This window comes from Streptomyces sp. SYP-A7185, from assembly GCF_046103685.1.
In the GTDB taxonomy this organism is placed as follows: Bacteria; Actinomycetota; Actinomycetes; order Streptomycetales; family Streptomycetaceae; genus Streptomyces.
The window spans coordinates 7590073-7612676 of record NZ_CP122310.1 but is presented as its reverse complement, the minus strand read 5'-3'; the positions used below and the strand labels follow the sequence as shown (position 1 = coordinate 7612676).

General features: G+C 71.8%; 18 protein-coding genes. 9 read left to right on the top strand and 9 right to left on the bottom strand.

Translation table 11 applies throughout. From position 1 onward, the window contains the following. Positions 1-5: 5 nt before the first annotated feature. The 5 genes from QBL25_RS33350 to QBL25_RS33330 all read right to left on the bottom strand — a co-directional run bounded on the left by QBL25_RS33350 (position 6) and on the right by QBL25_RS33330 (position 6281). Positions 6-1223, bottom strand: a complete 1218-nt coding sequence (locus QBL25_RS33350; protein ID WP_409060664.1) for a Gfo/Idh/MocA family protein — start codon at positions 1221-1223, stop codon at positions 6-8. Positions 1224-1271: 48 nt separating this feature from the next. Next, positions 1272-2321 carry a substrate-binding domain-containing protein gene (locus QBL25_RS33345; protein WP_409060663.1) on the bottom strand — a complete coding sequence of 350 codons (1050 nt, stop codon included), beginning with the start codon at positions 2319-2321 and terminating at the stop codon, positions 1272-1274. 26 nt (positions 2322-2347) lie between these two features. Beyond that, on the bottom strand, positions 2348-3367 hold the full coding sequence (locus QBL25_RS33340) for an ABC transporter permease (RefSeq protein WP_409060662.1): 1020 nt from the start codon (positions 3365-3367) through the stop codon (positions 2348-2350). Continuing rightward, positions 3364-4881: a sugar ABC transporter ATP-binding protein gene (locus QBL25_RS33335; protein ID WP_409060661.1), complete on the bottom strand. Its 1518-nt coding sequence runs from the start codon at positions 4879-4881 to the stop codon at positions 3364-3366. The genes QBL25_RS33340 and QBL25_RS33335 overlap by 4 nt, the downstream gene beginning before the upstream one ends. A gap of 218 nt (positions 4882-5099) precedes the next feature. Then, positions 5100-6281: an ROK family protein gene (locus tag QBL25_RS33330; protein ID WP_409060660.1), complete on the bottom strand. Its 1182-nt coding sequence runs from the start codon at positions 6279-6281 to the stop codon at positions 5100-5102. 248 nt (positions 6282-6529) lie between these two features. On the opposite strand from QBL25_RS33330, the gene QBL25_RS33325 reads away from it, so the two are divergent. Then, on the top strand, positions 6530-6946 hold the full coding sequence (locus QBL25_RS33325; protein WP_409060659.1) for a PaaI family thioesterase: 417 nt from the start codon (positions 6530-6532) through the stop codon (positions 6944-6946). Between the two features lie 4 nt (positions 6947-6950). Here the strand turns inward: QBL25_RS33325 and QBL25_RS33320 are convergent, their stop codons facing one another. The 3 genes from QBL25_RS33320 to QBL25_RS33310 form a co-directional block, all read right to left on the bottom strand. Then, the gene (locus QBL25_RS33320; protein WP_409060658.1) at positions 6951-7631 is read right to left on the bottom strand and encodes a GntR family transcriptional regulator; all 681 of its coding nucleotides are present in this window, start codon (positions 7629-7631) and stop codon (positions 6951-6953) included. 126 nt (positions 7632-7757) lie between these two features. After that, positions 7758-8705 (bottom strand): beta-ketoacyl-ACP synthase III, encoded by a 948-nt coding sequence (locus tag QBL25_RS33315; RefSeq protein ID WP_409060657.1) that lies wholly within the window; start codon positions 8703-8705, stop codon positions 7758-7760. Between the two features lie 234 nt (positions 8706-8939). Next, a complete protein-coding gene (locus tag QBL25_RS33310; protein WP_409060656.1) occupies positions 8940-10277 on the bottom strand; it encodes an OFA family MFS transporter in 1338 nt (445 codons plus the stop codon). A gap of 217 nt (positions 10278-10494) precedes the next feature. On the opposite strand from QBL25_RS33310, the gene QBL25_RS33305 reads away from it, so the two are divergent. From QBL25_RS33305 to QBL25_RS33275, 7 genes are all read left to right on the top strand, one after another. Further along, on the top strand, positions 10495-11472 hold the full coding sequence (locus tag QBL25_RS33305; RefSeq protein WP_409060655.1) for a 2-dehydropantoate 2-reductase: 978 nt from the start codon (positions 10495-10497) through the stop codon (positions 11470-11472). Positions 11473-11494: 22 nt separating this feature from the next. Further along, complete coding sequence (locus QBL25_RS33300) at positions 11495-13429, top strand: molybdopterin oxidoreductase family protein (protein ID WP_409060654.1); 1935 nt, start codon at positions 11495-11497, stop codon at positions 13427-13429. A gap of 14 nt (positions 13430-13443) precedes the next feature. Beyond that, positions 13444-15459 carry an NADH-ubiquinone oxidoreductase-F iron-sulfur binding region domain-containing protein gene (locus QBL25_RS33295; protein WP_409060653.1) on the top strand — a complete coding sequence of 672 codons (2016 nt, stop codon included), beginning with the start codon at positions 13444-13446 and terminating at the stop codon, positions 15457-15459. Then, positions 15456-16316 (top strand): 2Fe-2S iron-sulfur cluster-binding protein, encoded by an 861-nt coding sequence (locus QBL25_RS33290; protein ID WP_409060652.1) that lies wholly within the window; start codon positions 15456-15458, stop codon positions 16314-16316. Before QBL25_RS33295 ends, QBL25_RS33290 begins: the two co-directional genes overlap by 4 nt. A gap of 5 nt (positions 16317-16321) precedes the next feature. Continuing rightward, the gene (gene fdhD, locus QBL25_RS33285) at positions 16322-17185 is read left to right on the top strand and encodes a formate dehydrogenase accessory sulfurtransferase FdhD (RefSeq protein WP_409060651.1); all 864 of its coding nucleotides are present in this window, start codon (positions 16322-16324) and stop codon (positions 17183-17185) included. 255 nt (positions 17186-17440) lie between these two features. Continuing rightward, the gene (locus tag QBL25_RS33280; protein ID WP_409060650.1) at positions 17441-19339 is read left to right on the top strand and encodes an exo-alpha-sialidase; all 1899 of its coding nucleotides are present in this window, start codon (positions 17441-17443) and stop codon (positions 19337-19339) included. Between the two features lie 10 nt (positions 19340-19349). Next, positions 19350-20606 (top strand): DUF4185 domain-containing protein, encoded by a 1257-nt coding sequence (locus QBL25_RS33275; RefSeq protein ID WP_409060649.1) that lies wholly within the window; start codon positions 19350-19352, stop codon positions 20604-20606. Here QBL25_RS33275 and QBL25_RS33270 read toward each other — a convergent pair. Beyond that, the gene (locus tag QBL25_RS33270) at positions 20542-21582 is read right to left on the bottom strand and encodes a bile acid:sodium symporter family protein (protein WP_409062863.1); all 1041 of its coding nucleotides are present in this window, start codon (positions 21580-21582) and stop codon (positions 20542-20544) included. The two genes, QBL25_RS33275 and QBL25_RS33270, sit on opposite strands and share 65 nt — an antisense overlap. Before the next feature lie 143 nt (positions 21583-21725). Here QBL25_RS33270 and QBL25_RS33265 point away from each other — a divergent pair, with 143 nt between their 5' ends. After that, positions 21726-22601, top strand: a complete 876-nt coding sequence (locus QBL25_RS33265; RefSeq protein ID WP_409060648.1) for a LysR substrate-binding domain-containing protein — start codon at positions 21726-21728, stop codon at positions 22599-22601. Positions 22602-22604: the final 3 nt, after the last annotated feature.

Below are 22604 nucleotides of genomic sequence, written 5' to 3'. Positions count from 1 at the left end.
CCTCCTCAGACCGTGACGGGGGTGGACGCGACGAGGGTGTAGACCGAGTTCTTCGCCGCGCTCTCCTCGACCGCGGTCAGCACCCGCTGTACCGAGAGTCCGGTGGCGAAGGACGGTTCGGGCTGCTCCCCCGTGGCGACGGCGTGCAGCAGGTCGCGGGCCTGGTGCACGAACGTGTGCTCGTACCCGAGTCCGTGCCCCGGCGGCCACCAGGCCTCCAGGTACGGATGGCCCGGCTCGGTCACCAGGATGCGGCGGAAGCCCGATGACGTGGCGGGCTCGGTGTGGTCGTGGAAGGAGAGCTCGTTCAGGCGCTCCAGGTCGAAGGCGAGCGAGCCGTCCGAGCCGTTGAGCTCGACCTTGAGCGCGTTCTTGCGGCCCGCCGCGAAACGCGTCGCCTCGAAGGAGGCGAGCGCGCCCGACGGGAAGCGTCCGGTGAAGACCGCCGCGTCGTCCACGGTGACCTGGCCGAGCGCGGTGCCGCCCTCCGCGGTGAGCCCGCTGGACGCCCCGTCGAGCAGCGGCCGCTCCCGTACGAAGGTCTCCATCAGGGCCGAGACGCCCGCCACCGGCTCCCCCACCAGGAACTGCGCGAGGTCCACGATGTGCGCCCCCAGGTCGCCCAGGGCGCCCGAACCCGCGCGGTCCTTGCGCAGCCGCCACGTCAGCGGGAAGCCGGGGTCCACCAGCCAGTCCTGGAGGTACGTGAGCCGGACGTGCCGCAGCGTGCCGAGCCGCCCCTCGGCGATCATCTGCCGGGCGAGCGCGAGGGCCGGTACGCGGCGGTAGTTGAAGCCGACCATCGCCACCTGCCCCCGCGCCCGGGCCCGCTCGGCGGCGTCGGCCATGGCCTCGGCCTCCTCGACGGTGTTGGCCAGCGGCTTTTCGCACAGCACGTGCTTGCCGGCCTCCAGCGCGGCGATCGCGATCTCCGCGTGGCTGTCGCCGGGGGTGCAGATGTCGATGAGGTCGACGTCGTCACGGGCCACGAGGGCGCGCCAGTCGGTCTCCGCGGCCGCCCAGCCGAGCCGGTCCGCCGCGGCGCGCACGGCGGTGCCGTCGCGCCCGCAGACCGCCGAGAGGACCGGCCGCACCGGCAGGTCGAAGACGCGCCCCACGGTGCGCCAGCCCTGGGAGTGGGCGGCGCCCATGAAGGCGTATCCGACCATGCCCACCCCCAGCGGCCGCTTCCCTGTCCCGGCCTCGTGTTCCGTCTCACGCATGCGGTACTCCTCCTCGTAAATGCTCGGTGGGGGGTGCGGACGCGCGCATCACTTGAAGCCGGTGGACATGTACTTGCCGACGTTTTCCTTGTCGACGACCGCCGAGTAGAGGGTGATGAAGGCGGGGATCTCGAACTCGGCCATCCCGCTGACGCCCTTGTTCTGGCCGAGCGCGCGCGCCAGGTCGATCGCGGAGGCGGCCATCGTCGGCGGGTAGAGCACGGTGGCCTTGAGGACGCTGTCGTCGGACTCGATGGCCTGCATCGCGGAGAGCGCGCCCGCGCCGCCGACCATCAGGAAGTCGTCACGGCCCGCCTGCTTGATGGCGCGCAGGGCGCCCACGCCCTGGTCGTCGTCGTGGTTCCACAGGGCGTCGAAGTTCTTCTGCGCCTGGAGGAGCTGGGACATCTTCGACTGGCCGGACTCGACGGTGAACTCGGCGGCCTGCCGGGCCACCTTCTCGATGTTCGAATAGTTCTTCAGGGCGTCGTCGAAGCCCTTGGTGCGCTGCTTGGTGAGTTCGAGGTTGTCCAGACCCGCCAGTTCGACGACCTTGGCGTTCTTCTTGCCCTTGAGCTTCTCGCCGATGTAGTGCCCGGCGCTCAGGCCCATGCCGTAGTTGTCGCCGCCGACCCAGCAGCGGTAGGCCTGCGGCGAGGCGAAGACGCGGTCGAGGTTGACGACGGGGATGCCCGCCTTCATGGCCTTCAGGCCGACCTGGGTGAGCGCCTTGCCGTCGGCCGGCAGGATCACCAGGACGTCGACCTTCTTGTTGATCAGCGTCTCGACCTGGCCGATCTGGGCGGCCGTGTCGTTCGAGCCCTCGGTGGCCTCCAGCGTGACGTCGGAGTACTTCTTCGCCCGGTCCTTGGCGTTGTCGTTGATCGCGTTGAGCCAGCCGTGGTCGGCCTGCGGACCGGCGAAGCCGATGGTGACCTGCTTGCCGGGCTTGTCGTCGGCGACCTGCTGGCTCTTGTCGTCCGAGCCCTCGTCCTTGGGCTCGTTGCTGGTGCACCCGGTGATGAGGGCGCCGGTCGACAGGGCGGCGGCTCCGAAGAGCAGTCCTCTGCGGCTCGCGAACGAGGATGTGTCTGGCATGGCGGTGAACCCTTCGGGTCTGCGGGTCAGGTAGGGGAGGACGTGCGTCGCTGGACCAGCACCGCGGCGACGATGATGGCCCCCTTGGCGATCTGCTGGACGGCGGTCTCCAGGTTGTTGAGCGCGAAGATGTTCTGGATCGTGATGAAGATCAGCACGCCGAGGACGGAGCCGATGATCGTGCCCCGTCCGCCGCTGAGCAGGGTGCCGCCGATGATCGCGGCGGCGATGGCGTCGAGCTCGTAGAGGTTGCCGTTGGTGTTCTGGCCCGACCCGGAGAGGATGATCAGCATGAAGGCCGCGATGCCGCAGCAGAGTCCGGAGAGCAGGTAGAGGTAGAGCCGCTGCCTGCGTACGTCGATGCCGGCGAGCCGGGCCGCTTCCGCGTTGCCGCCGACCGCGACCGAGCGCCGCCCGAAGGTGGTGCGGTTCAGGAGCAGCCAGCCGACGACGGTGACGGCGGCGAAGACGAGCACGAGCGGCGGTATGCCGAGGATGTAGGAGTCGCGCTCGCCGAGCTTCAGCACTCCGTCCACGGTGACCATCTGCGTCTTGCCGTCGGTGATCTCCAGGGCGAGGCCCCGGCCCGACGCCAGCATGGCGAGGGTCGCGATGAACGGCACCATCCCGCCGTACGCGATGAGCATTCCGTTGACCAGGCCGCAGCCCATGCCGACGATCACGGCGGTGAACAGGATGCCCGCCACGCCGTACTCCTGGGTGGCCACCGTCGTCGCCCACACCGAGGCGAGCGCGACGATCGCGCCGACCGACAGGTCGATGCCACCGGAGATGATCACGAAGGTCATGCCGACCGTGACGACGCCGATGACGGAGGCCTGGGTCAGGATCAGCTGGACGTTGTCGGTGTCGAGGAACGAGTCGGGCTGGGTGATGCCGCCGATCAGGATCAGGACGGCGAGCACGCCGAGCAGGGACAGCGTCCGCACGTCGGCACGTGCGGAGAGCGTCCGCAACGGGCTTGCGCCGTCCGCGGGGCCACTCTTCGATGCGGCGGGCCGTGGCGGCGATGCGGGCTGCGTCATGACGCCGGGCTCCCTTCGAGTACGAGGTCGAGTACGCGGTGTTCGTCGAGGTCACGGGCGGGCGCCGTATGGACGACGCGCCCCTCGCGCAGGACCAGGACGCGGTCGGCGAGGCCGAGGACTTCGGGTACTTCACTGGAGACGAGCAGGACGGCGAGGCCGTCGTCGGCGAGGCGGCGGATCACGGCGTACAGCTCGGCGCGGGCGCCGACGTCGACGCCGCGGGTGGGTTCGTCGAGCAGCAGGACGCGGCAGCCGCGGAGCAGCCAGCGGGCCAGGACGGCCTTTTGCTGGTTGCCGCCGGAGAGGGTGCGGATCGGGGCGGCGGGGTTGTCGGGGCGCAGGGACAGCTCGCGGGTGGCCTTCTGGGCGGCCTTCCTCTCGGCGCTCCGGTCGAGCCAGCCGCCGCGCGAGAAGCGGGACATGGTGGAGACCGACACGTTGTTGGTGACGGACTCCAGCATCAGCAGGGCCTGCGCCTTGCGCTCCTCGGGGGCCAGGCCGAGCCCGGCGCGGACCGCGGCACGCACACTGCCGGGTTTCAACACCTGGCCACCGAGGCTCACTTGACCGCTGGTCGCCTTGCGGGCGCCGTAGATGGTCTCCAGGATCTCGGAGCGCCCGGAGCCGACGAGCCCGGCCAGGCCCACGATCTCGCCGGGGCGCAGTTCGAGGTCGATGGGTTCGAACTCACCGGTGCGGGCGAGGCCCGTGACCGTCAGGACCGCGTCCGTGGTGGGCGGACCGGTCGGCCGGTCCGGGAAGACGTACTCGACGTTGCGCCCGGTCATCAGGGCGACGACCTCGCGGGTGGGGGTCTCCTTCGCGGGGAGCCCGCCGGCCACCGCCCGGCCGTCCTTGAGGACGGTGACGCGGTCGCCGATCCGGCGGATCTCCTCGAGGCGGTGGGAGATGTAGACGACGGCGACGCCGTCCGCCGTGAGATCGCCGACGATGCGGAAGAGGTTGTCGACCTCGTCGGGGTCGAGTGCGGCCGACGGCTCGTCCATCACGATGAGGCGCACTTCGTGGGAGAGCGCGCGGGCCATGGAGACGATCTGCTGATGGGCGGCGGAGAGTTCGCCGACGAGCGTGCCCGGGTCGATCTCGCCGTGCCCGAGTCGCTTGAGCAGGGCGGCGGTCGAGGCCTTGGCCTCCCGTCCCTTCACGACGAACCCGGCAGCGGTGGGCTCGTGTCCGAGGTGGACGTTCTCGGCGACGGACAGGTGCTCCACCAGGTCGAGTTCCTGGTAGATGGTGGCGATGCCGAGGCGCATGGCGGCGATGGGTGACTTGAGCGTGGTGCGCTCGCCGCGCCAGGTGATCTCGCCGCCGTCGGGCTGGTGCGCCCCGGCGAGGACCTTGATGAGCGTGGACTTCCCGGCGCCGTTCTGGCCGAGGAGGCAGTGCACTTCACCGGCTTGGACCTGGAGGTCGACGCCGTCGAGGGCGCGGACGCCGGGGAACGACTTGGTGATGCCGGACATGGTGAGCAGCGGTGGTTCTGGTGCCATGACGGTTCCCTTGGGCGGGTCGGCGGGTGCGGCCGGTTTCAGGGCAGGGCGGGGTAGGGCGATGGCCCCTCGCGGGGGCGGAGGTGTTTGCGAGCAGGGCGAGGCAGCGCGCTGTACTGGGTGAGGTGTGGTGCGGGGCGTCGTACGGGTCGTACGGGGGCGTACGGGTGGTACAGGGTCGTACGGGGCGTACAGGTGGTACGGGTGGTGCGTACGGATCAGGCCGGTGAGAACAGATGGTCGCTGATGAGCCGGGCGCCGCCGATGACTCCGGCGGTCGGCCCCAACTCGCCCAGGACGATGGGGAGGTTGCCGGTCGCCAGGGGCAGCGACTGGCGGTAGACCTGGGTGCGGATGGCGGCGAGCAGCGTGTGGCCGAGGCCGGTCACCCCGCCGCCGATCACCACGAGGCCCGGGTTGAAGAAGCTGACGAGACCCGCGATGACCTGGCCGGTGCGGTTGCCGCCCGCGCGGATGAGGTCGAGTGCGGTCGCGTCACCGGCGGCGGCTGCCGCGGAGACGTCGACCGCGCTGAGCTTCCCGGCGGCCTCCAGGCGGGTCGCGAGCTCGTGGGAGAGCCCTTGGCCGACGGCGTCCTCCGCGTCGCGGGCGAGTGCCGCGCCGCTGAAGTACGCCTCCAGGCAGCCCTTGTTGCCGCAGGCGCAGGGCCGCCCGTCCGGTTCGACCTGGATGTGGCCGATGTCGCCCGCGCTGCCGGTCACCCCTCGGTAGACCTCACCGCCGACGACGATGCCGCAGCCGATGCCCGTGCCGATCTTGACGCAGAGGAAGTCGCCCACGGAGCGTGCCACGCCCGCGTGCTGTTCCCCCATCGCCATGAGGTTCACGTCGTTGTCGACCATGACGGGGCAGCCCAGGTCCTGGCTGATGGCCTCCCGTACGGGAAAGCCGTCCCACCCCGGCATGATCGGCGGGGCGACCGGGACGCCTTCGGGGAAGCGGACGGGACCCGGGACGCCGATCCCGGCGCCGTCGAACCCTTCCGCGAGCCCGGAGGCCTTCAACTTGGCCGCCATGGCGAGGACTTGCTCGAAGACCGCGACCGGGCCCTCGCGCACGTCCATGGGCTGGTTGATGTGGCCGAGGACCTCCAGCTCGGCGTTGGTGACCGCGACGTCGACCGAGGTCGCGCCGATGTCCACGCCGAGGAAACGAAGGCCGGGGGCCAGGCGGATGTTGTGGGAGCGGCGGCCGCCGCGCGAGGCGGCGAGTCCGTCGGCGACCACGAGTCCGGTCTCCAGGAGCCGGTCCACCTCGACGGCCAGCTTCGACCGCGAGAGGTCGACCTGATCGCCCAGCTGGGCACGGGAGTTGGGCCCTCCGTCACGCAGCAGCCGCAGCAGTCGCGCCTGGTGCGCATTGGCGGGTCGAGCCGTCATACGTCTCACGCGCCCCTCCCCGCCTCGTCGGGCAACTCATGCCGTCACGCCCGGCTTTCGTTCGGCTCGCCGGGCTTTCGAGGGGAACGTAGCAGCGCCTGCCGGGAGTGGGAAGAAGTTGCGCAGGAATTACCCATGACTTTCTCCAGTCACAGGACAAAGAGGCGGACAGACGTGTCCGCGCAAGTCCTCGGAGCTAATCGACGGAAGCAATCGCCCCGCCGGCCCGTCGCGGGCAGAGTGGCGGCATGCCTTCCGACACCGCGCGTACGGCCGAGCTCCTGGCCGCCCTGCCCTTCGCCCTGCACCTGGGCATCACCCTCGACGAAGCCACGGCCGAGCGCACCACGGGCGCCCTGCCGTGGTCGGCGGAGCTGTGCACGGTGGGCGGCGCCTTGCACGGCGGGGCGCTGATGACGCTCGCCGACACCGTGGGCGCGGTCTGCGCCTTCCTCAACCTGCCCGAGGGCGCGGGCACCACCACGGTGGAGTCCAAGACGAACTTCTTCCGCGCCGTGCGCTCGGGCGGCGCCCGCGCCGTGGCCCGCCCGCTGCACGTGGGCGGCTCCTTCGTCGTCGTACAGACCGAGGTCCACGACGACGAAGGGCGCCTCGCCGGGCAGACGACGCAGACCCAGGCCGTCCTCGCGCCCCGGCGGGGCTGACGCGTCAGGCGTCGCGCTCGCGCCGGTGGTACGTCTCGCGGGTGTGCTCGGTGTGCGCGCGCATGATCTCCGTGGCGCGGTTCTCGTCGCGGTCGGCGATCGCCGCGATCAGCGCGCGGTGCTCGATCCAGGACTGCTTGCCGCGCTGTCGGGCCACCGGCGTGTAGTACCAGCGCACCCGGCGGTCCACCTGCCCGGCGAGCTCGGCCAGGACGACGTTGCCCGCGAGCTCCATGACCTTGGCGTGGAAGGCGGCGTTCGTGGTCACCACGAGGTCCACCTCGCCGTCCGCGACGGCCTGCTCGCCCTTGGCGCACAGCTCTTCCAGGGCGGTGATCCCGGCGGTGCCGGTGTTCGCGGCGGCGAGCCGGGCGGCCTCCGCCTCCAGGAGCGTACGGACCGTGAGCAGCTGGTCCGCCTCCTGCTCGGTCGGCTCGTGCACGAACGCGCCCTGGGCGGGCCGCAGGTCGACCCAGCCCTCGGTGTTGAGCCGCTGGAGCGCCTCGCGCACGGGCTGCCGCGACACCCCCAGATGCCCGGCGAGCTCGCTCTCCACGAGGTGCTGGCCCGGCTGGAGCGCGCGCGTGGTGATGAGTTCGAGCAGCGCTTCGTAGACCCGCTCGCGGAGCGGACCTGGGCGTTCCAGCTTGGGCACCGCCCCCTGCGGCAGTCCTGTGGACAACATCGCGGTCCCCTCGTCGACGATTGCCTTTTGTCTACAGTCTACCGAGCACAATGACCAGCACCAGGGCGAGTTGAGCCGGTCACACGGAGCGGCGTGTTCCGCGCGGCTACGGTGCGTTCCGCGCGGCTACGGGCAGCGGATGACCTGGCCGGCGTACGAGAGGTTCCCGCCGAAGCCGAAGAGGAGCACCGGGTCGCCGGGGGCGATCTCACCGCGCTCCACGAGCTTGGACAGGGCGAGCGGGATGCTGCCCGCCGAGGTGTTGCCGGAGTTCACGACGTCGCGCGCGACGACCGCGTTCACCGCGCCGATCCGCCCGGCGAGCGGCTCGATGATGCGCAGGTTGGCCTGGTGCAGGACGACCGCCGCCAGGTCCTCGGGCGTGAGGCCGGCCCGCTCGCAGGCCTTGCGGGCGAGCGGCGGCAGCTGGGTCGTGGCCCAGCGGTAGACGCTCTGGCCCTCCTGCGCGAACCGCGGGGGCGTGCCCTCGATGCGGACGGCATTGCCCATCTCGGGCACCGAGCCCCAGAGCACGGGGCCGATGCCGGGCTCCTCCCCCGGGCCGCACGCCTCGACCACGGCCGCGCCCGCGCCGTCCCCGACCAGGACGCAGGTGGTGCGGTCGGTCCAGTCGGCCACCTCGGACATCTTGTCCGCGCCGATCACCAGGGCGCGGGTGGCGGCCCCGGCCCGCACGGCGTGGTCCGCGGTGGCCAGCGCGTGCGTGAAGCCCGCGCAGACCACGTTCACGTCCATGGCCGCGGGCGAGGGGATGCCGAGGCGGGCCGCCACCCGGGCCGCCATGTTCGGCGAGCGGTCGATCGCGGTGGAGGTGGCGACCAGGACGAGGTCGATCGCGTCGGGCGTCAGGCCCGCGGCGGCGACGGCCTTGGCCCCGGCGTGCGCGGCGAGCTCGTCGACCGGCTCGTCGGGTCCCGCGATGTGCCGGGTGCGGATGCCCACGCGGGAGCGGATCCACTCGTCGCTGGTGTCGACCATGCCCGCCAGATCCTCGTTGGTGAGGATCTTGGCGGGCTGGTAGTGGCCGACGGCGGCGATGCGTGAGCCGTGCATGAACGGGTCCCCCTTGTTGCCGGAGATGCGGGACCGTCCAGTCTGGTCAGCGACTCACCGGTAACAGGACGCGTAAAGCAACAGGAATCGGGCGACGGGTTTGGTCACTTCTCATCATCGTGTCACCCGGTGAAGAGCTGAGTGGCCTTGTGTACGAGTTCATACAGCCCATATGTGAGCGGAACCCCCACCCAGAGCCAGGCGCCGACGATCAGCGCCCTGCGGCGGGGCGGACTACTTGGCGGCGCGCTGGTCGGTGTCGTCATGGGCGGCGTCCTCCCTCGGTGCGGGGATGTGGTGGCGGGCGTGGACGGGGCGGACGAACTCGTTCGCCACGAACCCGACGATCAGCAGCCCGATCATGATCGTGAGGGAGAGGCCGTAGAGCCCCGCCCCGCTCTTGCCCGCCTCTTCCTGCTGGTCGGCGACCCGGTTGACGATCAGCGGACCGAGCACGCCCGCCGTGGACCAGGCGGTCAGCAGCCGGCCGTGGATCGCGCCGACCTGGTAGGTCCCGAAGAGATCCTTCAGATACGCGGGGATCGTGGCGAAGCCGCCGCCGTAGAAGGAGAGGATCACCAGCGCGCAGACGACGAAGAGCGGCTTGGACGCGTCCCCGAACTGGGCGATCAGCAGATACATCAGGGCGCCGACGCCCAGGTAGACGCGGTAGACGTTCTTGCGGCCGATCAGGTCGGACGTCGACGACCAGCCGATGCGTCCGGCCATGTTCGCCGCGGACAGCAGGGCGACGAAGCCCGCCGCCGCGGCCGCCGAGACCGGCGTGGAGGTGTCGGAGAAGAAGTCGGTGATCATCGGCGCGGCCTTCTCCAGGATGCCGATGCCAGCGGTCACGTTCATGCAGAGCACGATCCACAGGCACCAGAACTGCGGTGTCCGCACCGCGGCCCGCGCCGAGACCTGCGGCCCGTCGAGCGTGCCCGGGGCGCCGGGCTTCCGGGCCCCCTCCGTACGCGGCACCCGCACCAGGAGCACGCCGAGCGACATGAAGACGGCGTACGTCAGGCCGTGCACGAGGAAGGCGAGCGCGATGCCGTCGGAGTCCGAGCCGAAGGACTCCAGCATCTGCGCGGACCACGGCGACGCGATGAGCGCGCCGCCGCCGAATCCCATGATCGCGATGCCGGTCGCCATGCCGGGGCGGTCGGGGAACCATTTGATCAGCGTCGACACGGGCGAGATGTAGCCGATGCCCAGGCCGATCCCGCCGACGAAGCCGTAGCCGAAGACGATCAGCCAGTACTGCTCGACCGCCGCGCCGAGGGCCGCGATCAGGAAGCCGGACGAGAAGCAGACCAGGGCGACGGTCATCGCCCAGCGCGGGCCGTTGCGCTCCACCAGCGTGCCGCCGAAGGCCGCCGAGAGGCCGAGCATCACGATGCCGAGCTGGAAGGGCAGCGCGCTCTGCGTGCCGCTGAGGTGGAGGGCTGATTCCAGCGGGGGTTTGAAGACGCTCCAGGCGTAGGCCTGGCCGATGGAGAGATGGACGGACAGTGCGGCGGGCGGTACGAGCCAGCGGCTCCATCCCGGGGGTGCTACGGGGGGCCTCATGATCCCGAACAGTAGGAAGCGGGGAGGGGAGTTGGGAAGAGGGGGAGCCGATTCCGTCGACGGTATGCAATATGGCGCGCGACCCCTTGCTGGGCCAACTTCCATACTGTAGACAATATTCCATCGACCGTCCTGGCATGCGAAGGCGTCAGCCACCCGCATGCGGAGTCGACTCAGAGCCTTCTTCGGATCCCTCGACCGAACGGAGCGCGCCACCGTGAAAGTCGCAGTCCTCGGCGCCGGTGCGATCGGCGCCTACGTCGGAGCCGCGCTGCACCGCGCCGGTGCCGACGTCCATCTCGTCGCCCGTGGACCGCATCTGGCGGCCATGAGGCAGCACGGAGTACGTGTCCACAGCCCGCGCGGCGACTTCACCGCGCGGGCCCACGCCACCGACGACCCGGCCGACATCGGCCCCGTCGACTACGTCTTCCTGGGCCTGAAGGCCAACTCGTACGCGGCGTGCGGGCCGCTCATCGAGCCGCTTCTGCACGACCGGACGGCCGTGATCGCCGCCCAGAACGGCATCCCCTGGTGGTACTTCCACCGGCACGGCGGCCCGCACGACGGCCACCGCGTCAGCAGCGTGGACCCGGACGGCGCGGTCAGTGCGGTGATCGCGCCCGAACGGGCCATCGGCTGCGTGGTCTACGCGGCGACCGAGCTCGAAGGGCCCGGCGTCGTCCGGCACCTGGAGGGCACCCGGTTCTCCGTCGGGGAGCCCGACCGCTCGCGCTCCGCGCGCTGCCTCGCCTTCAGCGAGGCGATGCGGGCCGGCGGACTCAAGTGCCCCGTCGAACCCGATCTGCGCGGCGACATCTGGATCAAGCTGCTCGGCAACATCTCCTTCAACCCGATCAGCGCGCTCGCCCGCGCCACGATGCGCGAGATGTGCCTGCACGGCGGCACGCGCCGCGTCATCGAGATCATGATGAACGAGACGCTCGCCGTCGCGGCCGCACTCGGCTGCCGCCCCGACATCTCCGTGGAGCGGCGCCTGGCGGGCGCCGAGCGCGTGGGCGACCACCGCACCTCCACGCTCCAGGACCTGGAGCGCGGCAAGCCGCTGGAACTCGACGTGCTGCTCGCGGCCGTCGTGGAACTCGCGGAGATCACCGGGGTCCCGGTGCCGACGCTCCGGACCGTCCACGCCATCTCGGATCTGCTGGCCGACCGCATGAGGAGCGCGGCATGAACGCGACCACGAGGACCACGGCATGAGCAGGAAACGGGACCGGGTGCCCACCACGTACACCCGGCTGACGCATCCCCTCGTGCGGGACACGCGCGACGAGCCGCTGCGCCGGGCCACCTGGGACGAGGCGCTGGCCCGCACGGCGGAAGGGCTGCACAACGCGCGCGGCGCGTTCGGGATGTTCTCCTGCGCCCGCGCCACCAACGAAATGAACTACGTGGCACAGAAGTTCGCCCGCGTGGTGATGGGCACGAACAACGTCGACTCCTGCAACCGCACCTGCCACGCCCCCAGCGTCGCGGGTCTCTCCGCGGCCTTCGGCTCGGGCGGCGGCACGTCGTCCTACGAGGAGGTCGAGCACACCGATCTGATCGTGATGTGGGGCTCCAACGCCCGCTTCGCGCACCCGATCTTCTTCCAGCACGTCCTGAAGGGCATCAGGAACGGCGCCCGCATGTACGCCGTCGACCCGCGCCGCACCAAGACCGCCGAGTGGGCGGAGAGCTGGCTCGGCCTCAACGTCGGCACGGACATCCCGATGGCGCACGCGATAGGCCGCGAGATCATCCGGGCAGGCCTGGTCAACCGGGCGTTCGTGGAGCGCGCCACCACCGGCTTCGAGGAGTACGCGGCCCTGGTCGAGCCGTGGACGCTCTCGCTCGCCGAGAAGGTGACGGGCGTACCGGCCGCCGCCATCAAGGATCTCGCGCACGCCTACGCCCGCGCCGAGCGGGCGCAGCTGTGCTGGACGCTCGGCATCACCGAGCACCACAACGGCACGGACAACGTCCGCGCCCTGATCAACCTCTCGCTCCTGACCGGCCACGTGGGGCGGTACGGCTCGGGCCTGCAACCGCTGCGCGGCCAGAACAACGTGCAGGGCGGCGGCGACATGGGCGCGATCCCCAACCGCCTGCCCGGCTTCCAGGACATCCTCGACCCGGACACCCGCCTGAAGTTCGAGACGGCCTGGAACACCGTGATCCAGCCGCGCTACGGGCTGAACCTGACGGAGATGTTCGAGGCGATGGAGGAGGGCTCGCTCAAAGCGGTCTACTGCATCGGCGAGAACCCCGCGCAGTCGGAGGCCGACAGCGAGCAGGCGGTGCGGCGGATGCGGGCCCTGGACTTCTTCGTGGTCCAGGACATCTTCCTCACCAAGACCGCCGAGCTGGCCGACGTGGTGCTGCCCGCGACCGCGGCCTGGGCGGAGACCGACGGCACGACGACCAACAGCGAGCGGCGCGTGCAGCGGGTGCGCAAGGCCGTCAGGCCGCCCGGCGAGGCGCGCGAGGACATCGACATCCTCTGCGATCTCGCCGAACGGCTCGGCCACGACTGGAAGTACGCGGACGCGCGGGCCGTCTGGGACGAGCTGCGCTCGGTGTCGCCGGACCACCGGGGCATGACCTACGACCGCCTTGAGGCCCTCCAAGGCATCCAGTGGCCCTGTCCTTCGGAGGACCGCGTCGAACCGACGTACCTGCACGGGCGGTTGTGGGACGCGGACCCCGGGCGGCGCGGCATGCCCGCGCCCTTCGGGCTCGTCGCGCACGACCCGCCGGTGGACCTCACCGACGAGTCGTACCCGATCCGGCTGACGACGGGGCGGCGCCTCGACTCCTACAACACCGGGGTGCAGAGCGGGAGTTTCGCCTCGCCGCTGCGGCGCGGGGAGTACGTCGAGCTGTGCCCCGAGGACGCCGAGCGGTACGGGGTCGTGGTCGGCGAGCAGGTCCGGGTCTCCTCGCGGCGGGGCGCGGTGACGGCTCCCGTGTGGGTGGATCCCGGGCTGCGGCCCGGGCTGGCCTTCATGACCATGCACTTTCCCGACGAGGTCGACACCAACCAGCTGACGATCGAGGCCAACTGCCCCATCGCGGGCACGGCGGAGTTCAAGGCGTCGGCGATACGCATCGACAAGCTGACCGACAGGCTGGCCGAGCCAGTCAGGTGAAGTGAGGGTGACGCATGGATCTGCACTTCGGTGACAGCAAGCCGACGGACGAGGAGCGGGCGGCCGTCGACGCGCTGCTCGGGCCGCCGGGGTCCGCGTGGGAGGGGGCCGCCGACCGCAGCGACGCGGACCTGCGGTGGGCGCGGGGAGGCCGGGCGGCGCGGGAGCGGCGGGATCAGCTGTTGCCGGGGCTGCACGCGCTCAACGACCGCGTGGGGTGGGTGAGCGAGGGGGGCCTCGACTACCTCTGCCGGCGGCTGATGGTGCCGCCGGCGGAGGGGTACGGGGTGGCCACGTTCTACTCCATGTTCGCGGTGCGGCCCCGTCCCGCGACGGTGGTGCGGGTGTGCACGGACCTGGCTTGTGGGGGTGGCGAGGAGCTGTGCGGGGAGGTTTCGGCGCGGCTCGACCCCACGTCCGGGGTTGCCGTCGAGCGCTCGCCCTGTCTGGGGTTGTGTGAGAGGGCTCCGGCTGCGTTGGTGGTGCGGGCCGGTGTGCCTGCGGCGCGTTTTTCCCCGACCGACGGCTCGTCCTCGAACGCCGGACGGGCCGAGAGATCACGGCCGGGCGAGAGGGTTTCAGCCCGTCCGGCGATTGAGGACGAACTCGGCGGAGCCGGTGATCTACGGCCACTGGTGGCGGCGCAGCCGCGGGATTCGGGTAGGGGCGGGAGCGGGGAGAAGACCTGTGTCACCGCAACCATCGCCCCCGCCGCACCCGACACCCTCACCCATGCCGCCCTCGACCCGGAAACCGCCCCCGCCGAACCCCCCGCGGCCCTTGCCGTCCCCCAGGCAGGCCAAGCCGGTCAGGAGAACCTCCTGCTCCTCGGCAGAATCGGCTCCGTGGACCCGTCCTCCCTGGACGACTACCGCGCCCACGGCGGCTACACCGCCCTGCGCCACGCCTTCGCCATCGGCCCCGCCGCCGTCATCCGCGAGGTGACCGACTCCGGCCTGGTGGGCCGGGGCGGCGCCGCCTTCCCCACGGGAAGGAAGTGGCAGGCCACCGCGGCCCAGCCCGACCACCCCCACTACCTCGTCTGCAACGCCGACGAGTCCGAGCCCGGCACCTTCAAGGACCGGGTGATCATGGAGGGCGACCCGTACTCCCTCATCGAGGCGATGACCGTCGCGGGGTACGCCACCGGCGCCCACCTCGGCTACCTCTACCTCCGCGGCGAGTACCCCCGCGCGCTCCACCGGCTGGAGCACGCCATCGCGCAGGCCCGCGCCCGCGGCTTCCTCGGGGACGACGTCCTCGGGCAGGGGTACGCCTTCGACATCGAGATCCGGCGCGGCGCGGGCGCCTACATCTGCGGCGAGGAGACCGCTCTGTTCAATTCCATCGAGGGGTACCGGGGCGAGCCGCGCTCGAAGCCGCCCTTCCCCGTCGAGAAGGGGCTCTTCGGCAAGCCCACCGCCGAGAACAACGTCGAGACCCTGGTCAACGTGCTCCCCATCCTCACCATGGGCGCACAGGCCTACGCCGCCATCGGCACCGGGAAGTCCACCGGCCCCAAGCTCTTCTGCGTCTCGGGCAGCGTCGAGCGCCCCGGCATCTACGAACTGCCCTTCGGCGCCACCCTCCGCGAGCTCCTCACCCTCGCCGGGATGCCGGACAACCTCCGCGCGGTCCTCCTGGGCGGCGCGGCCGGCGGCTTCGTACGGCCCGACGAGCTCGACATCCCGCTCACCTTCGAGGGGACCAGGGAGGCGGGCACCACGCTGGGCTCCGGAGTCGTGCTCGCCTTGGACGACTCCGTGCCGCTCCCCCGCGTCCTGCTGCGCATCGCCGAGTTCTTCCGCGACGAGTCCTGCGGGCAGTGCGTGCCCTGCCGGGTCGGCACCGTCCGGCAGGAGGAGGCCCTGCACCGCATCGTCGAGCGGACCGGGGCGCAGGCCGCCGGGGACATCGCGCTGCTGCGGGAGGTGGGGCGGACCATGCGGGACGCCTCCATCTGCGGGCTCGGCCAGACCGCGTGGAACGCCGTGGAATCCGCCATCGACCGCCTGGGGGCGTACAAGTGACCGCCGTACCGCTGGGAATCCCGCGCCGCCTCGTCGAGTTCACGCTGGACGGGCAGGACGCCAGAGTGCCCGAGGGATCGACCCTCCTGGACGCCTGCCGGGCCGCGGGCAAGGACGTCCCGACCCTCTGCGAGGGCGACACGCTCACCCCGAAGAACGCCTGCCGGGTGTGTGTCGTCGAGGTGGAGGGCGCCCGCACCCTCGCCCCGGCCTGCTCGCGCCGCGCCGAGCCGGGCATGACCGTCCGCACCGACACCGAGCGCACCCGGCACAGCCGGAAGGTCGTGCTCGAACTCCTCGCCTCGTCCGTCGACCTCTCGACCACCCCGAAGGTCGCGGGCTGGCTCAAGGAGTACGAGGCCAAGCCCGACCGCTTCGGCCCAAACGCCGCCCGGGTCGACGAGGAGCCCAGAGTCGACAATGACCTCTATGTCCGTGACTACGGCAAATGCATCCTCTGCTACAAGTGCGTCGACGCCTGTGGTGATCAGTGGCAGAACACGTTCGCCATCTCGGTGGCGGGCCGCGGCTTCGACGCCCGGATCGCCGTCGAGCACGACGGTCCGCTGACCGACTCCGCGTGCGTGTACTGCGGCAACTGCATCGAGGTCTGCCCGACCGGGGCGCTCAGCTTCAAGTCCGAGTTCGACATGCGGGCCGCGGGTACCTGGGACGAGGAACGGCAGACCGAGACCACGACGGTGTGCGCGTACTGCGGAGTCGGCTGCAACCTGACCCTGCACGTGCAGGACAATGACATCGTCAAGGTCACCTCACCGCACGACAACCCGGTGACCCACGGCAACCTCTGCATCAAGGGCCGCTTCGGCTACCAGCACGTACAGAACCGGGACTGATCGACATGGGACGAGTCACGGAACGCCGCCGCGTCATCCGCATCCGCGAGGGGGCCGTCACCGAGCGGCCGGACACCCTCGTCGCGGAGGAACCGCTGGAGATCCGGCTGAACGGCAAGCCGCTCGCGATCACCATGCGCACACCGGGCGACGACTTCGCGCTCGCGGCGGGCTTCCTCGTGAGCGAGGGGGTGCTGGGCTCGGCGGACGAGCTCCGGTCCATCGTCTACTGCGCGGGCGCCACGGCGGACGGCACGAACACGTACAACGTGGTCGACGTGAAGACCGCGCCGGGACTCGCCCTGCCCGACATCACCCTCGAACGCAACGTCTACACCACCTCGTCCTGCGGCCTGTGCGGCAAGGCGAGCCTGGACGCGGTCCGCACGACGGCCCGCTGGACGATCGACGACACGGACGGCGGCGCCACCGCCCCGGTCCGGCTCGGGACCGAGCTGCTCGCGGCCCTCCCCGACCGGCTGCGCGCGGCGCAGCGGGTCTTCGACCGGACCGGAGGCCTGCACGCGGCGGCGCTCTTCTCCGAGGACGGCGAACTGATCGACATACGGGAGGACGTGGGCCGGCACAACGCGGTCGACAAGCTGGTCGGGCGCGCGCTCCAGGACGGCCGTCTGCCGCTGTCGCGCGCGGTGCTGCTCGTGTCGGGACGCGCCTCGTTCGAGCTGGCGCAGAAGGCGGTGATGGCGGGCATCCCGGTGCTCGCCGCCGTGTCCGCGCCGTCGTCCCTCGCCGTCGACCTGGCCGCCGAGACGGGCCTGACCCTGGTCGGCTTCCTGCGCGGCTCCTCCATGAACGTGTACGCGGGCGAGCACCGGATCGCCGTGCGGGCCGCGGCCTCCCAGGGCTGACCGGCCGCTCCCCGCTGCACGGCGGCGGGACCCCGGCCGGCGGGGAGCGCCCCCTGCGCCGGCGGGGTCCCGGTCCCGCTCCGCCGCGGCCCACCCCTGCCCGGCCGTCCTGATTCCCCGGCCCTGACCAGGCCGCACCCATTCGTGCCCCGCACGCTTCTTGTGGGGTGTCGAGGCCTCCAAGTAGCGTCTGAGGCGCGAACGTTGGACGTGGGATGTCAGGATGTCCAGTCACCTCGAAGGGTGGACCGCGCCATGCCCTCAGCTCTCCGTACACGCCTCAGATCCCTGCGCACCGCCACGGCCGCCCTGACCGTCGTCGCCGTCGGGGCGCTGCTCCCCGGGCCCGCGGCGCAGGCGGCGCCGGACGCCCGTGCGACGGGGTTCGAGCAGCAGGTGCTCTTCAAGGCCTCGCAGGACCCGGGGTACGCCTGCTATCGCATCCCCGCCGTCGTGAAGACGGTCAAGGGCACGCTCCTCGCCTTCGCCGAGGGGCGCGTGAACGACTGCAGCGACGCGGGCGACATAGACATCGTGGTCAAGCGGTCGCACGACGGGGGCCGCACCTGGGGCCCGCTCCAGGTCGTCAACGAAGGCGCCGGCGACACGCACGGCAATCCGGCGCCGGTCGTGGACCGCGAGACCGGCCGCATCCTCCTGGCGGAGACGTACAACACCGGGCGCACGGACGGCCAGAACTGTGCCGTCCCCTGCGACCGCACCCCGCACCTCCAGTACAGCGACGACGACGGCCGCAGCTGGTCGGCGCCGCGCGACCTGAGCGACCAGATCCTGCCGGACGACTGGAACTCCTGGTACGCGACCGGCCCCGTGCACGGCCTCCAGCTGACCCGCGGCCGGCACGCCGGGCGGCTCGTCTTCACCGTCAACGCCGAGACCTGGGACGGCGGTCGGGTCACCGCGAACCACGCGGCCCTGATCGTCAGCGACGACGGCGGCGACCACTGGCGGATCGGCGCCAAGAACTCGTACCCGATAGCGCGGGACGGCACGTTCCGGCAGAAGCCCTCGGAGATGACCGTCACCGAGCGGCCGGACGGCGCGCTCTACGTCAGCGGGCGCGAGCAGGACGGCACCGATCTCGGGCACCGCACCCACACGATCAGCCGCGACGGCGGTGACGGCTTCGCCGCGCCGTTCCGGGCCATCCCCGATCTGTACGCGCCCCAAGTGCAGTGCTCCACGCTCCAGTTCGCCCGGCGGATGCTGCTCGCCTGCCCCGGCGACCCCGACCGCCGCCGGACGATGCAGATCCGCTCCTCCTACGACGGCGGCCGCACCTGGGACAGCGTGGACCGCGGCACGACCGTCACCACGGACTGGTCCGGCTACTCGGATCTGGTGCGCGCCGACGGCGAGCACGTGGGCCTGATGTACGAGGGCGGGGCGGTCGACGCCCGCGACGAGATCCGCTTCGCGCGCTTCACCGAGGACTGGCTTCAGCCGCGGCGGGGCCCGGACCCGACGACCCCCGACCGCGCGCCGCACGCGCGGCCTGCCGCCGTGCTCGGCGGGGCCGCCACCACCGAGGGCCGCTTCGGCCGGGCCCTCGCCTTCGACGGCCAGAACGACGCCGTACGCCTCCCCTTCCGCGGGGACCTCCCGCTCGGCACCAAGGACTTCACCGCCTCGCTCTGGTTCCGCTACTCCGCCACCGGCGGCGAGCAGCCGCTGCTCTGGATGGGCGGCATCGGCACCAACCAGCCCCAGGTGTGGCTGCGCGGCGAACCCGCGAGCAACCGCGTCACGGGACTGATCACCACGCGCGAGGGCGCCACGCCCCCTAGGTCCGCTTCGGTGCGCACCACGAGCGCCTACAACGACGGCGGGTGGCACCACATCGCCCTGCGCCGCGGCGGCGGGCAGCTGACGCTGTCCGTCGACGGCACCCGGGTCACGGCCGCCGACGTCCCGGGCTCGGTCACCCGCACCTCGGGATACGGCTTCCACGTCGGCCAGCGGGTCGACAGCCGGGCCCATTTCACCGGGTCCATCGATGAAGTGCGCGTATACGACCGCGCGTTGAGCGACGCCGAGCTCGACGCACTCGGCGGGGACGGCGCAGCGGCGGCGCCTGTGACACGGGACACCGTCGCCTGGCTCCCCATGGACCACGTCCGCGCGAGCAACTAACGTCCCGCAGGTGTCCGCCGACCAAGGTCCACGCGGCGGCCGGAGCGGGCGCAGGACCTGGATCGTCCTGCTGCTCGCCCTGGCCTGCGCGGCCGTTCTGCTCATCGCCCTCCCGGACGACCGGGAGGGCGGCGACGCGTGTGAGGCACGGACCGTCTCCTCCTGGACCGCCGACGACAAGGTCACCGGGGCGTTCGCCCGCTACGGCGACGACACCGCGCGGGCCGACGACTGGACCGGCGGCGACGGCACGCACTCGGTGCGGCTGCCGGACGGACGGCTGCTGTGGCTGTTCTCCGACACCTTCCTCGGCCAGGTGCACGCGCCGCCCAACCCGGCGGGCCAGCCCCACACCTGGCGCGACGCCACGGCGCCCATGGTCCGCAACGCCGCCGTCGTGATGTCCCGCTCGGGCACCCTGGAGCGCACCCTGCCCGCCCCGCTGTTCGCCGACCCGGCGCCGCAGCAGTGGCGCTGGCCGGTCGCCGCGAAGGTGGAGCCCCGCTCCCCCGGCTCCGCGGAGAAGGTCGTACGGGTCCTGCTGTGGACCCGCGCCACCGGCACCGGCCCGTGGATCTACGGCGTGCCGCACGCCACCGAGGTCGCCACGCTGTCGCTGCCCGACCTGCGCGTCGAGGGGATCGTCAAGGTCTCCGACCAGAGTTCGGTGCGGGATCTGGACAAGCGGGTCCTGTACGGCACGACGACCGTCGACGACGGCGACTGGACGTACGTCTTCGGCGGCAACGACGGCAAGGCGGTCGCGCGCCCCGCCTCGCACGCCTATGTCGCCCGCGTCCCCAAGGGCAGGCTGGCGGAGCCCGGCGCCTGGCGGTACTGGGACGGCGGGGACTGGACGGAGACGGGCAAGCCGCGGTCCGTCCTCGGTGACGGCGAACGCAAGGGCGTGGGCAGCGCGTTCACGGTGGTGCGCGTGAAGGGGACGTACGTCCTGTTCACGATGGCCGCGGGCACCGAGGGCCTGACGACCGTGACCTCGTACTGGGCGTGCTCGCCCACCGGCCCCTGGCGCGGGCCCGCGAAGGCCTTCTCGGCGCCCCTGCCGAAGGACGGCTCGGCCGAGCAGGACATGGCCGCGTACAACCCCCAGGCCCATCCCGCGCTCAGCGGGAACGGGCGGCTGCTGCTCAGTTACGACGTGAACTGGCTGGACGCGGCGCCCGCGAGCGCGGCGGCCAACGTCAGCCGGAACGTGTCCCTGTACCGACCGCGGTTCGTGTCGCTCCGGCTGGCGACGGCCCGCTGACGGCGTCCCCGGTCTCCCCAGTGCCCTCGGTGTCCTCGGCGTCCCGCGAGCGGCGCTTGGCGATCACCGCGCAGACCATCAGCTGCATCTGGTGGAAGAGCATCAGCGGCAGCACGGCGAGCGAGGCCTGCGCCCCGAACAGGACGCTGGCCATGGGCAGCCCGGCCGCGAGGGACTTCTTCGAACCGGCGAATTGGATGGCGACGCGGTCCGCGCGCCCGAACCCGAGCCGCTTGGCCCCGTACCAGGTCAGGGCCAGCATCACGGCGAGCAGCACCGCCTCGACGCCGAGCAGCGCGCCGAGGCGCAGCGGCGTGACCTGGTGCCAGATGCCCTGCACCATGCCCTCGCTGAACGCGGTGTAGACGACGAGCAGGATCGAGCCGCGGTCAACGAGGCCGAGCACCTTCTTGTGGCGCGCGACGAACCCGCCGATCCAGCGGCGCAGGACCTGGCCGGCCAGGAACGGCACGAGGAGCTGGAGCACGATCTTCAGGACCGAGTCGGCGGAGAAGCCGCCGCCGCTGTTGCCGAGCAGGGCGGCGGCGAGCAGCGGGGTGAGGACGATGCCGGCCAGGGAGGAGAAGGAGCCCGCGCAGATCGCCGCGGGGACGTTGCCGCGCGCCATGGAGGTGAAGGCGATCGACGACTGGATCGTGGAGGGCACGAGCGTCAGGAAGAGGAAGCCGCTGTAGAGGGCGGGCGTCAGGACGTACGGGACGAGTCCCCTGGCCGCGAGCCCGAGCAGCGGGAAGACCAGGAACGTACAGGCGAGGACGGTGACGTGCAGCCGCCAGTGCTTGAGTCCGTCCAGCGCCTCGCGGGTGGAGAGCCGCGCCCCGTAGAGGAAGAACAGGAGGGCGACGGCCGCGGTCGACGCGCCGCCCGCGACCTCGGCGCCCACGCCGCGCGCGGGCAGCAGTGCGGCGACACCCACGGTGCCGAGCAACGCCAGGATGTAGGGGTCGATCGGCATCCAGGTGGGCCAGCTCGGGCGTTTCACTTCGCTCCATCGGTTCGGTTCATGTCGTGCCCTCTCGATGATCCTCCTGATCACCGCGATCGGGAATCCCGGATACCGCTCTGACTGTCATCACGTTCCGCGATAGCCTCGTGACCATGTACGACCCCGCCCAGCTCCGTACGTTCCTCGCCGTGGCCCAGACGCTGAGCTTCACGCAGGCCGCCCGGCGCCAGGGGCTGCGCCAGTCGACGGTGAGTCAGCACGTGCGCCGCCTGGAGGACGCCACGGGCCGCCAGCTCTTCGCGCGCGACACCCACTCCGTGGAGCTGACCGAGGACGGCGAGGCGATGCTCGGCTTCGCGCGGCGGATCCTGGAGGTGCACGAGCAGGCGACGGCCTTCTTCACCGGGACGCGGCTGGGCGGACGGCTGCGGTTCGGGGCGTCGGAGGACTTCGTCCTGACCCGGCTCACCGACATCCTGGAGTCGTTCCGGCACGACCACCCGGACGTCGACCTGGAGCTGACGGTCGAACTGTCCGGCACGCTGCACGAGCGCCTGGACGCGGGCAAGCTCGATCTGGTCCTGGCCAAGCGCCGGCCCGAGGACCCGCGCGGCGAGCTGGTCTGGCACGACGAACTGGTCTGGATCGGCGCCGAGCGGCTGCGCCTGGACCCCGAGCGGCCGGTTCCGCTGATCGTCTTCCCGCCGCCCGGCATCAGCCGCGCCCTGGCCCTCGAAGCCCTGGAGCGGCGCGGCCGGGCCTGGCGGATCGCCTGCACCAGCGGCAGCCTGAACGGCCTGGTGGCCGCCGCCCGCGCGGGGCTCGGCGTCATGGCGCACTCCCACGGCCTGATCCCGCCGGGCCTGGTCCGGGTGCCGGAGCGGGCGGGCCTCCCGGAGCTCGGGGCGGTCGACTTCGTGCTCCTGCACGGGGAGCGGCGGTCCTCGGCGCCGGGCGCGGCGGACGCCCTGGCGGCCTCGATCCTCGCGGGCGGCGACCGGCTGCACCGGCGGCGCCGGCGGGGCTGACCG